Annotated in this window: 10 protein-coding genes; 4 read left to right on the top strand and 6 right to left on the bottom strand. The window is 66.6% G+C overall.

Going from position 1 to position 16,013, the window contains the following annotated elements; translation table 11 throughout:
- Window positions 1-19 precede the first annotated feature (19 nt).
- Window positions 20-736: a hypothetical protein gene (locus SOM18_RS01490; protein ID WP_320481178.1), complete on the top strand. Its 717-nt coding sequence runs from the start codon at window positions 20-22 to the stop codon at window positions 734-736.
- A gap of 9 nt (window positions 737-745) precedes the next feature.
- Here SOM18_RS01490 and SOM18_RS01485 read toward each other — a convergent pair whose 3' ends face one another.
- From SOM18_RS01485 to SOM18_RS01470, 4 genes are all read right to left on the bottom strand, one after another.
- Window positions 746-1,249 (bottom strand): Spy/CpxP family protein refolding chaperone, encoded by a 504-nt coding sequence (locus tag SOM18_RS01485; protein WP_037532176.1) that lies wholly within the window; start codon window positions 1,247-1,249, stop codon window positions 746-748.
- Between the two features lie 27 nt (window positions 1,250-1,276).
- Window positions 1,277-1,453, bottom strand: a complete 177-nt coding sequence (locus tag SOM18_RS01480; protein WP_156360410.1) for a hypothetical protein — start codon at window positions 1,451-1,453, stop codon at window positions 1,277-1,279.
- A gap of 152 nt (window positions 1,454-1,605) precedes the next feature.
- Window positions 1,606-4,428 carry a TonB-dependent receptor gene (locus SOM18_RS01475; protein WP_031439837.1) on the bottom strand — a complete coding sequence of 941 codons (2,823 nt, stop codon included), beginning with the start codon at window positions 4,426-4,428 and terminating at the stop codon, window positions 1,606-1,608.
- A 389-nt stretch (window positions 4,429-4,817) separates the two neighbouring features.
- Window positions 4,818-5,144 (bottom strand): hypothetical protein, encoded by a 327-nt coding sequence (locus tag SOM18_RS01470; RefSeq protein ID WP_031394510.1) that lies wholly within the window; start codon window positions 5,142-5,144, stop codon window positions 4,818-4,820.
- 225 nt (window positions 5,145-5,369) lie between these two features.
- Here SOM18_RS01470 and bamA point away from each other — a divergent pair, with 225 nt between their 5' ends.
- Window positions 5,370-7,973, top strand: coding sequence for an outer membrane protein assembly factor BamA (bamA, locus tag SOM18_RS01465; protein WP_081874178.1), 2,604 nt, complete (start codon window positions 5,370-5,372; stop codon window positions 7,971-7,973).
- A gap of 206 nt (window positions 7,974-8,179) precedes the next feature.
- Window positions 8,180-9,016: a glycoside hydrolase family 16 protein gene (locus SOM18_RS01460; protein WP_320481177.1), complete on the top strand. Its 837-nt coding sequence runs from the start codon at window positions 8,180-8,182 to the stop codon at window positions 9,014-9,016.
- A gap of 34 nt (window positions 9,017-9,050) precedes the next feature.
- Here SOM18_RS01460 and SOM18_RS01455 read toward each other — a convergent pair whose 3' ends face one another.
- Window positions 9,051-10,274 (bottom strand): MFS transporter, encoded by a 1,224-nt coding sequence (locus SOM18_RS01455; RefSeq protein ID WP_235188304.1) that lies wholly within the window; start codon window positions 10,272-10,274, stop codon window positions 9,051-9,053.
- Between the two features lie 83 nt (window positions 10,275-10,357).
- The gene (locus tag SOM18_RS01450; protein ID WP_320481176.1) at window positions 10,358-12,655 is read right to left on the bottom strand and encodes a beta-glucosidase; all 2,298 of its coding nucleotides are present in this window, start codon (window positions 12,653-12,655) and stop codon (window positions 10,358-10,360) included.
- 203 nt (window positions 12,656-12,858) lie between these two features.
- Between SOM18_RS01450 and SOM18_RS01445 the strand changes: the two genes are divergently transcribed.
- Window positions 12,859-15,915, top strand: coding sequence for a TonB-dependent receptor (locus SOM18_RS01445; RefSeq protein ID WP_031439281.1), 3,057 nt, complete (start codon window positions 12,859-12,861; stop codon window positions 15,913-15,915).
- The last annotated feature ends 98 nt before the right edge of the window (window positions 15,916-16,013 follow it).

Genomic DNA, 16,013 nt, shown 5'->3' with positions numbered 1-16,013 from the left:
CCGAAACAGGAGAAGACCGATGTCGATGCGCGCATGGACCGTGATCGCCGGCGGGATGCTGGCCGCGCTGGCGCCCGCCCCGAATGCCGCGGCAACAGCGCAGTTGAGCCCCGAGCCGGCGCGACCTGCCCGGCAGCGCCCGCAACAGGGCCGCGGCCAGCTGTTCATCAGCCCGATGGGCGAGCCGTTCCGCTCGACCCAGAAGGCCGGCGCCGCGCAGGCATTATGGTTCCAGGGCGCCGACCGCGACGGCGATGGCCGGATCACCCGCGCGGAGTTTCAGGCCGATGCGACCCGGGTCTTCGCGCATCTCGACCGCGGCCGCGATGGCGAGATCGATCCTGAGGACATCGCCTGGTACGAAAACATCCTCGTCCCCGAAATCCGCGTCCGCGGTGGAGGACGCGGCGGATCGGGGGGACGTCCCGACACCGGATCCGGCAAGCGTGGCAACGCCGCCAGCCGCCGCACCAGCACCGCCGACGCGACCTTGCGGATCGGCGCGGGTCGCTTCGGGCTGTTCGACCTGCCCGAGCCGGTCACGTCGGCGGATCTGGATTTCAACCGCGGCGTCGACCGGGCAGAGTTCGCCAAGGCCGCCGCCGACCGGTTCGCCGCGCTCGACCGCAATGGCGACGGCGCGATCCGGCGTCGCGAAGTGCCGCGCGCGGGCGGCGACACCTGGCGCAACGGCGACGACCAACTCGAGACTCCAACGCTGACGCCCGCGCGCTGACATGCCGCATCAGCCGGGTGGCGGCCCGGCCCCCAACGGACCACCCGGCCCACCCGGACCGGGGGGCGCATGGCGAAGCCGCATCAGCGCCTCGAACCCCGCGCGCTGCGGCGTGTCGAGACTGTCGTAGAAGCTGCGTGCTGCCATCAAGCGCGACCGGTCATGCGCTGCGTGCGCGGTCGCCTGCGCTTCGAACCGTTCGAGATGGCGGGCGAAATCCTCGCCACCCGGCATCGACGGGCCCGGGCGCATGTTCGGCCCCTCCCCGCCATCGCGCGGCGGCGGAGGCGGCCCCCAGGCGGACAGAAACGCAACGAGCGCGCCACGCTGATCGGGCCGCAGGTGCAGCAGCAGCGCGATATCGTCAGCCTCCCGGGCCTGCATCGCGTCGACATTTGCGGGCCCACGCTCCGGCCCACGCGGGCGCTCGGCACTGGCAGTGCAGGTCACACCGAGCAGCAGCATCGCGGCCAGCCAGCGTGCCGAACGCGGTTTCGTCATAATCATCGTCATCGTACTTTCCCCGTTCCGGCGCCGGTGTCAGCCGAGCATCCCGGATATAATCCAGCGCCGGCTCAGCGCGGATTTGGTGATCGTCGCCCCGCATCCACGGCAGGCGGCGCGCTGGATCGACGCGCCGGCGACATCGCGGTGCCGCGACCGGGGCAGATGACGCCCGACGCTGCAATCGGTGGTGCGCGGTGATGGCATCGACATGGCTGGCTCCCCGGTTCATTCCGTCGGGCCGGATATCGCAGCGCGGTTTGTCCCGAATATTTCAGCGAGCTGCCCCCCGGACGACAGACGGGAAAAAGCCCCGCCATCACGCTGGATGGCGGGGCTTTTAACAGTTGTACGGTTCGCCTCCCCTAGAACTTTACGTTCGTGCTGACGAAGAAGGCACGGCCATAGGGGTCGTAGGTCGACGGATAGGTGTTCGCCTGTTGCTGGTTGTCGCCCAGAATCGGCGGCTGCTTGTCGAACAGGTTGTTGACCCCGACCGACCAGGTGAAGCCGTCCTTGATCCGGAACGCCGCGGTCAGGTCGAAATAATCATAGGCCTTGATCCGCTCGACCGCATAGGTCGTCGCGCTGTCGTCGTCCTTCACCGCCGACAGATGGCGATACAGCACCGATACCGTCATCGGCCCGGTCGAATAGGTCGCCCGCGTCGACAGCCGCCATTTCGCATAGGGATTGCCGCAGGTCTGGCCGAACTTGCCCGCACAGTCGATCGTCAGGTCGGGGATCGCCGCCAGCGGGTTATAGTCGAACGCGATCAGCCGCGTACCGCTGAAGCGCAGGTCGAGCCGGCTGGTGTCGCTGCCGAACGCGCCGAAGCCGAGCGGCAGGCCGTAGCGCGCCTCGAAATCGACCCCGCGCGTCGTCACGCCCCCCGTATTGGCCAGCGTGTTGGCCGCATCGGTGATCGCAAAGCTGTTCGCGTCGCGCGGCAACGATCCGCAATAGCTCGCGTCATAGGGCGTGTAGCCATTGTCCGCGTCGCCGTAACAGGCGCGGATCAGGTTGGTGGTGCCGACCGTCGAGATATAGTTCGCGATCTTGATCTTGTAGTAATCCGCGGTGAACGAGAAGCCGGGCAGGAAGCGCGGCTGGAGCACGATGCCCGCGGTATAGGTGTCGGACGTCTCCTCGCGCAGCGCGGGGTTGCCGCCGTTCACCGTCTGGATCTGCGTGCTGCCGCCGTCATAGGCGGTGCCGATCACCGACGCCGCGACACCGTTCGACAGGCAGCTCGCATTCAGATTGGTGTTCGTCAGCGCCACCGCGGTCGTGCACGGATCGGTCGCGGCGGGAAAATCCTGCGACGCGCCGCTGAACAGGTCCGAAACGGTCGGCGCACGCACTGCCCTCGAATATTGGCCGCGCAGTGCGATGTCGTCGATCAGCGACCAGACCGCACCACCCGAATAGGTGTTCACCGATTTCGCCGCGGTCGAATAATAGGAATAGCGATAGGCGCCGTTGACCTCGAGCTTCTTCACGAAGGGCAGATCCGCGAGCAACGGTACCGCGACCTCGGTATAGACTTCCTTGACGTTATACCCGCCGCCCAGGCCTTCGCCCGCGTTGAAGCCGACCACGTCGCCCGACGACAGCGAGAAATCGGGATTGTAGCTGCCCTGTTCGCGGCGATATTCGGTCCCGAACACGATCCCGACCGGGCCCGCACCCAGATCGAACAGCTCGCGGTTCGAGATCGACGCGCTGGCGACCTGCTCGCTGATCGTGCTCGAATTCTGGACGGGGATGGTGATGAACGCAGCGGCCGCGTCGCTGATGTTGCCCGCCCCGAAGATGTTCAGCGGGACGCAGCCGTTGCTCGTATCCGAACACACCAGATTGCCGCCGGTGTCATAGGTCGTCCGCAGCGCCTGGAGCACGCGGCTGCGCGAGACGTTGCCGGTCTGGCTCTCGATCGATTTGGTCCGCGAATAGCTGTAATAGGCGTCGTAGTTCCAGCCGCCACCGATATCGCCCTTCGCGCCCAGCACGGTGCGATAGGCGGTGTTGTCGAGGCTCGACACGCGATTGCCGACCTCGCTCAGCCGTCGGTAGATGGTCGAGGTGACATAGCCGTCGCCATCCGTATCGAGCCCCTGGAGCAGCGCGCGCGAGCCTGCGGAGAGAAACGAGGAATCGGCGTCGAGCGAGACCGACCCGGTGAACGGCGTCGGCGCAAGCTGGTTCTTCACGCGGTTGTTGATGAACTGGCCCTCGGCATAGACGGTCAGCGCATCGCTGACGTCGTAATGCGTCTGCGCGCTCATCAGGAACCGCTCCTGCGGGACCTGCAGATAGTTGGACGGCGCATAATTATAGGCGTCGGTCGCAGCGCTATAGGCGGAAAAGCTCCCGTCGCGTTCGAACTTGCGGTTCACCCCGCCGATCGCGAACCGCGTGCCCTCGATCGAGCCCGACCCGCCTGCGATCAGGCCACCCTCGCCATCATCGACCTGCGCCTGTCGCGAATAGTCGCGCGCCGACTGAAGGATGCCGTTGCGCTTGGTATAATCGAAATAGACCGTCGCATTGCCGCGCCCGTCCTCGAAATTGCCCCCGAGCAGCAAATTGCCGTTGAACGTGCCGCCATCGCCCGCTTCGTTGATGCGGTAGTTCGCATTCACCTCCGCGCCGCTGAAATCCTTCTTCATGACGAAGTTGATCACGCCCGAAATCGCGTCGGAGCCATAGACCGCGGACCGGCCACCGCTGACGATGTCGACGCGTTCGATCAGCCCGGCGGGGATGGTGTTCAGATCGACGACCTGGTTCGAGTCATAGGCGACGTAGCGACGGTTATCGACGAGCACGAGCGTTCGCGTCGAACCCAGCCCGCGCAGATCCGCGGTCGCCACGCCGCCCCCGGGGTTGTTCGACGCCCCCGTCGTGCTCGGCACGAGCTGCGGCAGGTCCTTCAGGACATTCTCGACATTGGGCTGGCCCGACAGTGCGAAGTCCTGCGCGCTGACCACCGCGATCGGTGACGCCTGCTGCAACTGGAGACCGCCCAGCCGCGATCCGGTGACGACGATCGTCTCGCCATCGGCCGGCGCAGCGTCGTCAGGCACCGCCTGCGTAGCCGGGTCGACGGTCTGCGCGACGGCCGGTGCACTTAAGCCAAGCAGAAGCGTGGACGCCAGAAGGCGTTTGCGAAAGTCCAGACGCATGGTGATACTCCCTGAGCCGCAACACTTTGGGTTGCGCGGCATTTTTTGCGATGACGGATATGGTCCGTCCGGCAAAGCTGCAGGGATTTGACGGGGTCGACAACGGCTAAGTCGTCATCGAACCGTCATGCGTTCGACCTGTTGTTAGGCAGCCACGGTTTGTTACAAACCATGTCGCAAGCAAGACTGTATCGTGTCTTTGATCGCAGCGCGGACATCAGCCAAGCATCACGCCGCCGGTCGGCGGAACACGACGGTCACGCTCCGCACGCGTTGACCCACAGCTCGGCTCTGTACTCGAACGCCAAACCGCAGCGCTTCGATCGCCACGGCCAAGCCGGTGGCCGACGACCCGCGGATACCGGCTTGGGGCGGCACGGTCGCGCGGCTCATTGGAACGTCGACCCGGCGGCCATCGCCTTGCTTGGGCTCAGCCCCTGCTGCTCGAGGAACTGGTTCAGCGCCGCGACCAGATCCTGCGCAGCCCCGCTGGTCAGCGCGACCCGCCCGACGACGACCCGCTCGACCGACGGCGCGTCGCGCGTGTGATCGCACCGCGCGCTCTCCAGCGTCAGCACGATCACGCCCGACAGATTGGCGAGCCCGGCGAGCCCCGTGGCGAAGACTTCGGGCGCGAACGGATTGTCGACGAGCGGCGGCAGCGTCGGCGCGCTGATCGGCGCGGATGACGGGACGGATTTGATGGCGACACGCATGGCGATGGTCCTCGCAGGATGAAGGGGCGAGCCGATTGGCCCGCACGGCGCTCTAGCCAGCGACCATGTCCCGAACATTTCCCGCCACTTGCTCCATGTGTCAGCCGGTCCCGGCGACCGCGCGGTCGCGCTCGTTGGTGACCCAGTGTTGCAATCCGGCCGGCGCGCGCCATCCGCCGGAAACATCGCCCGCCCAGGCGCCCGGTCTCACCCGGAGACCTCCCCATGATGTTCGAATTTGGCGCCAGTACGATGGCCCTAGCCTTGGCCGGCACGATCGGCGGCACGGCGGTCGCAGCGCCCGTCCAGCATGCGAAGCCCCCCGCCCCGACGCCACCAGCCGGTGCCGCCGTCCGGACGATCCGAACCTTGCGCATCGAGGGCGCGCAGCGGATCGAGCCCGAGACCGTGCTGAGCTACACCAAATTGCGCGCCGGCATCCCCTATACGGCGGAGACGCTCGATCAGGCGCTCAAGGATCTTCAGGCGAGCGACCTGTTCGCCGATTATTCGATCGCCGGCGTCGAGGACGGCAATATCGTCGTCCGCATCCGCGAGAACCCGATCGTCAACCGCATCGTCGTCGAGGGCAACAAGGCGCTCAAGAGCGACAAGATCACCAAGGAGATCAGGCTCGCACCGCGGCAGATCTTCACGCGCAGCGCGGTGCGGCAGGATGTCGCGCGGATCGTCGAACTCTATCGCCGGCAGGGCCGCTTCGCCGCGATGGTCGATCCGAAGATGGTCAGCCTCGATCAGAACCGCGTCGACATCGTCTTCGAGGTCAGCGAGGGCCCGAAATCGAAGGTCCGCCAGATCAACATCCTCGGCAACAGCGTGTTTTCGGACGCACAAATTCGCGGGCAGATGGCGACCAAACAGGCACGGCTCAGCCGCATGCTGTCGTCCGCAACCAGCTACGACCAGGATCGCCTGAGCTACGACCAGCAGAAGCTGCGGCAATTCTACCTGACGCAGGGCTATGCCGACTTCCGCGTGACGTCCGCGGTCGCCGAACTCACCCCGGACAAGAAGGACTTCATCATCACCTATGTGGTCGAGGAGGGCAAACGCTACACATTCGGTGACGTCACCGTCGACAGCCAGATCCGCGACTTCGACAGCAGCAAGCTCGCCGCGACGCTGCCGCTCAAGAAAGGCGCCTGGTACAACGCCAAGCAGGTCGAGGACGCGGTCGACAGCCTGAGCCAGACCGCCGGCCTGTTCGGCTACGCCTTCACCGAGGTCAATCCGGAGTTCCAGAAGGACGCCGACACGCTGACGATGGGGATCAACCTCAACATCGCCGAAGCCAAGCGAACCTATGTCGAACGCGTCGAGATCAACGGCAACACACAAACCAAGGACAAGGTCGTGCGGCGCGAGATCCGCCTGGCGGAGGGCGACGCGTTCAACAGCTTCCAGGTCAAACGCTCGGAGGACCGGATCAATTCGCTCGGCTATTTTCAGGACAAGACGGAGATCAAGCAGAAGCCCGGCTCCGCGCCCGATCGCGTCATCCTCGAGACCAACCTCGAGGAAAAATCGAGCGGCGAGCTTCAGCTCTCGGCCGGCTATTCCAGTCTGGAGAATTTCATCGCGTCCGCCACGATCACCCAGCGCAACTTCCGCGGCATGGGACAGGAGCTACGGGCCGGGGTCAGCTATTCGAGCTATTCGAAATCGGTCAATCTCGGCTTCACCGAACCCTATCTGTTCGACACCAACATCGCGCTGGGCGGCGACATATTCCGACGGGATTACAGCTCGTACAGCACCACCGGCGACACCGACAGCACGACCTATGAACAGATCTCGACCGGATTCCAGATCCGCGCGGCGGTACCGTTGACCGAATATTGGTCGGCCACCGCACGCTACGGCCTGTCCTATGATCAGGTCACGCTCGATGCGGACACCTATTACACCAACGGCGCGTGCGATCCCGCGGTTGCCGGCCAGTATCTGTGCGACGCGGTCGGCAATCGCTGGACCTCGTCGATCGGCTATTCGCTGGTGTTCGACAGCACCAACAGCCGCACCCGCCCGTCCAAGGGCAGCAAATTCAGCGTCAGCCAGGATTTCGCCGGCCTCGGCGGCGACACGCGGTATCTCCGCAGCACCGCCAACTATTCGAAATATGTCGATCTCGGCTCGCGCTTCATCCTCACCGCGCATGCCGAGGGCGGCTATATCAGGGGGCTCGGGCAACAGGTGCGACTGACCGACCGCTTCTATCTGGGCGACCCGCAGATGCGCGGCTTCGATATCCGCGGCGTTGGGCCGCGCGTGACGCGGACCTATTACGACACCAGCACGATCCCCGCGACGATCTCGACCGACAGCAGTTCGAACACGCAGACCGCGCTGGGCGGCACCGCCTATTACCAGGCCCGCCTCGAGGTCGAGCTCCCGCTGGGCTCGGGCGCGCGCGAACTCGGCCTGCGCCCCTCCGTCTACATGGACGTCGGCGCGGTGTTCGGCGGCAGGACGCCGACGCTGACCGACAGCTGTGCCGCCGCGAACGCGACCTCGATCGCGTGCGTCGCCGCGACCCGCCAATATACCGACAGCGCCGGCAATCTGCTCTATCTCGATTCCGCCGGCGCAAGCACCACGACCAACACCGGCACGCCCTACAGCTATTCGCTCGGCGCCTATCGCGAGACCTATACGGGCAATAGCGCCAGCCCGCGGCTGTCTGTCGGCATAGGCGTCAACTGGGCCTCCCCGTTCGGCCCGCTGCGGATCGATCTCGCCAAGGCACTGCTCAAGGCCGATGGCGACGACAGCAAGCTGATCACCTTCAATATCGGCGGCCAGTTCTAGTGTGCACGGCGTCCTCCTGCAAAACGCCCTGCGCGTGGGGAAGCCGCCCGGTTGAGCTTGCCGCGGAGCTGCCCTAGACCCGTCACGCCACCGGCTCGCGTCCGCACGTCGCGGCGACGATCCGGGGCATGATGGAGAGCGTCCCCCATGTGTTTTGACCCCGCCCCGAAGCGCAAACCCGCGAACTTCCCGACGGCGGTGACACGATGATCCTCCTGCTGCTGGCCGCGCAGGCCGCGACGCTCGGCGCGACCAATTACGGGCTCGACGCACCGATGCCGACACCCAAAACGACGCCCGCCTTTGCCGACGAATTCAACGGGCGAACGATCGATCGCCGCAAATGGCGGTTCGACACCTCGCGCAATGCCGAGGGCTGGGCCAATCACGAGCGCCAATATTATGCCAAGGACCGGCCCCGGAATGCGCGGATCGAAAAGGGCTCGCTGATCATCGAGGCGCGTCGCGAGACGCTGTCCAAGGCACGCTTCCCCGACTGGGGCGGCCAGAGCTACAGCTCGGCTAAGCTCGTCTCGCGGGTGCCTCGCGGCTATGGCTTCTACGAAGTCCGCGCGATGCTGCCCTGCGGTCGCGGCAGCTGGCCCGCGGTCTGGCTGTTGCCGAGCGGCGGCCGCTGGCCCGACGAGGGCGAGATCGACATCGTCGAGCTGGTCGGATGGGACCCGAACGTCGTCCATGCGACGGTGCACAGCGGCGCGTTCAACCACACCAAGGGCACGCAGCGCGGCGCGCAGAAGCGCGTGCCGACCGCCTGCACCCGCTATCATCGCTATCAGCTCGACTGGCGCGCCGATGTCATCACGATCGGCGTCGACGGCCGCGCGGTCATGCGCGTCGCCAATGACCAGCCCGGCGGCAAGGCGGCCTGGCCGTTCACCCGGCCCTATGACCTGATCCTCAACCTTGCGGTCGGCGGCGACTGGGGTGGGCAGAAGGGGATCGACGACACCGCCTTCCCGCAGCGCATGGCGGTCGACTATGTCCGCTACTGGCGCCCTGCCCCGAGCCGGTCACGCCGCTGATCGCGGCTGCGCCGAGGCCGGGCCCGGATCGGCCTCAGCGCCGCCCCCGCGCGGCGAGCAGGATCATCCCCCCGCCCAGCGTCAGCACCGCGAGCACGACCAGCACCGCATCGAAATCGCGCGGCGTCGCCAGCGCCCAGGTGATCACCGGCCCGAGCAGCCCGGGCAGGGTGTTGGCGAGGTTGAGCAGCCCGAGGTCGCGTCCCCGGTGCCGCGCGCTCGGCAACAGCTGCATCGCAAAGCCCGCGTGCAGCGCCAGGAAGACGGACGTCCCGCCCGTATAGACGCAGAACGCCGCCGCACCGCTGGTGAAGTCGCGCGCCGCCATCATCGCGATCAGCCCCGCCGCCGCGATCAGCGCTGCCGCGAACAGGAACGGCTTGGTCCGCCCGGTCCGGTCGGCAAGCCGGCCGACCAGCACTGCGATCGGCAGCGGCACGCTATAGGCGACGATCATCACCGTCCCCATCCGCGCGGCGAGCACCGACTCCGGTACCGACGGCGCGACGGTTTCGAAATAATAGAGCAGATAGACGAACAGCGCGCTGCCCGCGACCTGCACGAGCAGCCGCGCGGTCCAGGCGAGCAGCAGATCGCGCCGCAGCATCGACCGCAACACCGGCGGCGGCGCTCCCGCCTGCCGCGTCCCGCGCACGATCACGAGCGGAAGCGTGCACATGGCAACGGTGACCGCGATGACCACGAACCGCGCCGGCTCGCCGAACCGGCTCGCCCCGACCAGCGCGGCGGACAGCGTCGCCGCGACCGGATTGGCCATCGCCAGCAGCCCGCCCGCGACCCCCTTGCGGCCATCGGGCACCTCTTCGGCGATGATCGCCATCAGCGGCGCGATCACCGCGTTCAGCGCGACCTGGAACAGGACGATCCCCGCCACCAGCAAGGCAGGCGTGGTCGCGGCCGCGAGCCCCGCATAAGACGCCATCGTCGCAACGACGCCCCCCGCCATGATCCCGCGGCGGCCTCCGCCCCGGATGACCAACCGGTCGCCCAGCCAGCCAAAGCCGATATTCGCCACGCTAGCCGCGATCGCTCCCGCGATCACCGTCACCGTCAGCAGATCGAGCCGACCGTCGCCCGCGACCTGATCGACCTTGATCGGCAGCAGCAGCGTCAGCAGCGGCAGATAGCCGACGACCGCCCCCGCATAAGCCAGCGCGCAGACGAGGAGGAAAGCGGCCGGTCGCGGCGCGGGTGACGGCGACCGGCCATGCGGGGAGAAGGGAACGGTACGCGGCACGATGGCGCCCTTGTGACCCGCTCGCCGCCGTCGGGCAACTCCCGAACCACCCCCGCCGCCGCCGCGGCTGGTCTACGCCCCCGTCAGGGTTTCATCGTCATCGGCTCGAGCGTCGTCGTCAGCAGCTGCGACCGGTCCGCGGCATCATGCGCCAGCGCGACGCGGTAGCGGCCCCCGGCAATCCGCCAGCCCGGCAGCGCGGTGTCATATTGCGCGACGACCCGCGGCTCCGCGGTCAGCGTCACGCGCCGCGACTCGCCCGGCTTCAGCGTCAGCCGCGTGAAACCCGCCAGCCGCATCGGCGTCGCCGTCCCCGCCCCGTCCGCCGCCGCCTGCGCGACATAGATTTGCGGGACGTCCGCGCCCGCACGGCGCCCGGTGTTGACGACGTCGAACGTCACGCTGAGCCGCCGGCCGCCGGTTACCACCGGGTTGCGATAGGCGAAGCTCGTGAAGCTCAGCCCGTGACCGAAAGCGAACAGCGGCCGCTGGCGCTGCTTTTCGTACCAGCGATAGCCGACGTCCGCGCCCTCGACATAGTCGACGGGAAAGCTTTCGAGCTGGATCGCGGCGGCGTTCGCCGGATTGGCGGCCGCCTGCGCCTCGACCGACGTCAGCCGGTCGAGACCGACCGGCGCCGGGCGTGGCGCCTGGGACGCGGCGGCGGGGAAGGTGATCGGCAGCCGGCCCGACGGCGACACCCTGCCGGTCAGGATGTTCGCGATCGCCTCGCCGCCGCGCTGTCCCGGATACCAGGCCTGCAGCACCGCCGGCACCGCATCGATCCAGGGCATCAGCACCGGTCCGCCGGTTTCGAGCACTGCCACCGTCCGCGGCTGCGCCTTCGCCACCGCCGCGATCAGCGCGTTCTGATTGTCGGGCAGCGACAGCGTCGGCACGTCCTGCGCCTCGGTCGTCCACTGCGTCGCAAAGACGATCGCCATGTCCGCGTCGCGGGCGGCGCGCGCCGCCGCATCCGTGTCCTTGCCGTCGACAAAGGTCACCACCGCGCCCGGCATCGCCGCGGTGATCGCCTTGAGCGGCGACGAGGCGTGATAGGTATAGCGCGCGAACGACATCGCCGCCCCCGATGTCAGCGGGATCTCGATCGGCGCGCCACCGACCGAGCGGACCTGGCTCGATCCCCCGCCCGACAGCACGCCGACGTCCGCTCGTCCGCCGATCAGCACGATGCGTTTGGCGGTGAGCGCGATCGGCAGCATGTCGCGGTCGTTCTTGAGCAGCACGATCCCCGCTTCCGCCGCGTCCTGCGCAACGGTGGCATGACGGGCATAGGGGATCGGCGCCTCTGCGGCGGGCATCGGCGTGTCATAGGCGCCGGTTTCGATCAGGCCGGTCAGATAGCGGACGATCATGTCGTCGAGCCTCGCCCGCGATACGCTGCCGTCGGCCACCGCGGCCTTGAGCGGCGCGCCGAAGTAGATCGCCTTGTCGAGTTCCTGTCCCGACTGCTGGTCGAGCCCCGCATTGGCCGCCTTCGCGGTCGAATGCACCGCACCCCAGTCGCTCATCACCCAGCCGCGATAGCCCCAGTCGCGCTTGAGCACGTCGGTCATCAGATGCTTGTTCTCGCACGCCCAGTCGCCATTGACCTTGTTGTACGCGCACATCACCGATCCCGGTTTCCCGCGCTCGATCGCGATCTGGAACGCGAGCAGGTCGCTCATCCGCAGATCGGCCTCGCCGATCCGCGCGTCGACGACCATGCGACCGGTCTCCTGCGCATTGAGCGCGAGGTGCTTGACCGTCGAGACGATGTGGTTCGACTGGACCCCGGCGATATGCGCTCCCGCCATCGACCCTGCCAGCAGCGGATCCTCGCCGAGATATTCGAAGTTGCGCCCGTTCCAGGGATCGCGCGTCAGGTTGACGCCCCCTGCCAGCAGCACGTTGAACCGCTTCGCCCGCGCCTCCGCGCCGATCATCGCGCCGCCTGCGCGCGCGATTTCGGGGTCGAAGCTCGCCGCGGTCGCCAGTCCCGACGGCAGCGCGGTCGCCACGTCACCCTTGCGCTGTTCCACCTGGTTGGCGACGCCGAGCGACGCGTCGCTCTCGCGGACCAGCGGCACGCCTAGCCGCGCGATGCCGTCGATATGACCCGCCGACGGGATCAGCGTGTCCGTCGTCTTGCCCGCCGCCATCGGCGGGAACAGGCCGTGTGCCAGCTTGATCTTCTCGTCGATCGTCATCCGCGCGACGATCGCCTCGGCCCGCCGTCGCGCATCGGGTCCGGCGTCCTGCGCCGCCGTCGCTGGCGCCTTGGGCGGAGCAACCTTCACAGGCGTCTCGCGCGCCTCGACCATGGCGGCGATCCCCATCAGCGATACGCCCAGCATCAGCGCCCGATACCCCGTCGACATCCTCATTCCCTTCCGGTTTTCCGCCTCCCCCTGCAGACTGCGACACGCATCCGGCCGGGCTGTGGCACCATTGTCACTGTTCTCAGCATATTTAGTGAACGTTCACAACCAGCAGTCCAAATCCTTGACACGAATCGCGAAAAGGGAAAGTGAACGTTCACACGGAAGGCGCACTCATAGCGTCGGCTACAGGGAGGATTACCATGCGTGGCTTCACGGCTCGCTCGCTTTCGCGTCTTGTCATCGGCACATCGGCACTGGCGCTCGCCGCCATTCCCGGCGTCGCTCTGGCGCAGGATGCCGCAGCCACGGTCGGCAATCCCGGCCCGTCCGACATCGATCCGCAGGCCGCACCCGCCACGCCCGCCGATCCGAACGCGGTCACCGACGACATCGTCGTGACCGGCATCCGCGCATCGCTGCGCGAGGCGATCGACATCAAGCGCAACGGCCAGGGCGTGGTCGACGCGATCTCGTCCGAGGATATCGGCAAGTTCCCCGACACCAACCTCGCGGAATCGCTCCAGCGCATCACCGGCGTCTCGATCGATCGCTCGAACGGCGAAGGCTCGACCGTCACGGTCCGCGGCTTCGGTCCCGAATATAACCTCGTCACGCTCAACGGTCGCCAGATGCCGACCTCGACGCTCGGCGACGGGGCCAGCGCACCCGCCTCGCGCTCGTTCGACTTCGCCAACCTCGCCTCCGAAGGCGTCGCCGCGGTCGAGGTCTACAAGACCGGTCGCGCCGCGGTCCCGTCAGGTGGTATCGGCTCGTCGATTAACATCCGCACCCCGCGTCCGATCGACAAGCCCGGCACGCGCGGCAGCGTCGCCGTCAAGGGCGTGCTCGACAGCTCGCGCAACGGCAAGGATCCGATCACCCCCGAAGTGTCGGGCATCCTGTCCACCACCTTTGCCGACGACCGCATCGGCGTCCTGCTCAGCGGCGCGTATCAGCGGCGCAAGGCGAGCAACAATTCGGCGGGCGTCGGCTTCCGCGACGGCTTTCTCGGCGCGGAGAACAACTGGGGCACGCTCGCCCAGCCCGGCACGCCCGGCGGTGCGAACATCACCAACCGTCCCGGCCCGACCGACGTCTACGAAATTCCGCAAAGCGCCAATTACGATGTCGTCGACATCGATCGCGAGCGCATCAATGGTCAGCTCGTGCTGCAGGCCAAGCCGACCGACACGCTGACCGCCACGCTCGACTTCACCTATTCGAGCAACAAGGTCGAAGTCCGCAACAGCAGCGTCGGCATCTGGTTCAACTTCGGCGACACGCGCAGCGCCTGGACCGATGGCCCCGCGGCTGGCCCGGTCTTCTATTCGGAGAATTTCGCGCCCGGCAAGGATCTGTCGTACAGCAGCTCGCTGACCGCGAACAAGTCCGAGAACAAGTCGCTCGGCGGCAACCTCACCTGGGAAGCGCCAGGCAACGTCACGATGTCGCTCGACGCGCATCATTCGACCGCGGTGTCGAAGCCGACCAACGATTACGGCAGCAGCACGTCGATCGGTGGCGCGATCTTCGGCGTCCAGTCGCAGAGCATCAATTTCGAGAAGGACCTGCCGGTCATCTCGTACCAGATGTATCCCGGGATTGACCCGCTGAACGCGTCGCTGATCACGCCGACCGGCAACGCGTTCCGCAACGCCTATTTCAAGAACGAGATCAACCAGCTCCAGCTGAAGGGTCATTACGACCATGACGGCGATTTCCTGAGCAGCATCGACTGGGGCTTCTCCTATGTCGATAACAAGGTGCGCTCGGCTTACGGCTTCATCCAGAACGAGACCTGGGGCGGTGTCGACCCGCGCGGTGCGTCGTTCGGCGCGGCGGCCGTGCCCGACGATTTCTTCAACCTCACCAGCCTGCCCGACAAGTTCAAGGGTGTCGCCGGATCGAACGATCCCGCGCTGCCGCCGTCGATCTACACGTTCAATTTCGAGCAGATGGCCGAACTGCTGCGCTCGCAATATGCGATCTGCAGCGCACCGCAGACGGGCGTCGCGGCGGAAGGTACCTGTCTTGCCAATTACACCAACGATCGCCGCATCCGCGAACGCACGATCTCGCCCTATATTCAGTTCAACGGCAAGTTCGACATGTTCTCGATGCCGGCGCACCTCATCGGCGGCGTCCGCTATGACGAGACGCAGGTGAACTCGTCGGCGCTGGTGCCGATCCCGAACGGCACCCGCTGGACGGGCGCCAACGAATTCGCGCTCACCTACGGCGCCAATTCGTTCACCTCGCTGAAGGGCCGCTATCACAACTGGTTGCCCGCGGTCGATTTCGACATCGAACCGCTCCGCAACGTCAAGCTGCGCGCGTCGTACAGCCACACGATCACGCGCGCCGATTACGGCAGCCTGCAGGGTGGCCTGAACATCGACTCGAACCCGCGCATCGGCGGCGGCACCGGCAGCCAGGGCAATCCGAACCTCGTCCCCTTCAAGTCGAAGAACATCGATCTGTCGGCGGAATGGTATTACGGTGCCGAAAGCTACATCTCGGTCGGCTATTTCAACAAGGACGTGAAGAACTTCATCGGCACGACGCAGGTCAACACGTCCGCGTTCAACCTGCGCAACCCGGGCTCGGGCCCCCGCTATCGTCAGGCGGTCGCAGCACTTGGAACGACGGACAATCTCCAGGTTCGCGACTACATCCTGCGCAACTTCCCCGCCTCGTCGCAGGTCACGGGCACCAGCGATTCCGGTCTGCTGAACGGCAACATCTTCGGTCTGCCCGAGGACGATCTGTTCAACTTCCAGCTGAGCCAGCCGTTCAACAGCGACCAGACCGCCAATATCGACGGGTGGGAATTCGCGCTGCAGCACAGGCTCTGGAACACCGGGCTCGGCGTCATCCTGAACTACACGATCGTCAACGGCGACGCGAAATATGACAACACGCTCGATCCGAACATCGGCCAGTTCGCGCTGACCGGGCTCAGCGACAGCGCCAACGCGGTCGCCTATTACGACAAGAACGGCATCCAGGCGCGTGTGGCCTATAACTGGCGCGGCCAATTCTATGCCGGCGGCGCCTTTGATCCGCTCTATGTCGAATCCTATGGGCAGGTCGACGCCAGTGCGAGCTATCAGGTCACCACGGGGCTGGCCGTGTTCGGCGAGGTCATCAACCTCACCGGCCAGGGCCGTCGCGGTCACCGGCGCTCGGATAATTTCGCCACCTTCGCGCAGCCGGGCTATGCCCGCTACGCAGCCGGCCTGCGGTTCAACTTCTGACCCGCGGCGCCGCCGGCCTACGGAACGACCACTCCCCCGCGGGGGGTGGTCTTTTCGGCGCCCGGGCGGCACAGAATGACAGTATCGGACATGCAAAC

The sequence above is a fragment of the Sphingomonas sp. CFBP9019 genome (assembly GCF_034045155.1).
In the GTDB taxonomy this organism is placed as follows: domain Bacteria; phylum Pseudomonadota; class Alphaproteobacteria; order Sphingomonadales; family Sphingomonadaceae; genus Sphingomonas; species Sphingomonas aerolata.
Note: the sequence above shows the minus strand (reverse complement) of the source record. Positions and strands in the feature narration are given on the sequence as shown.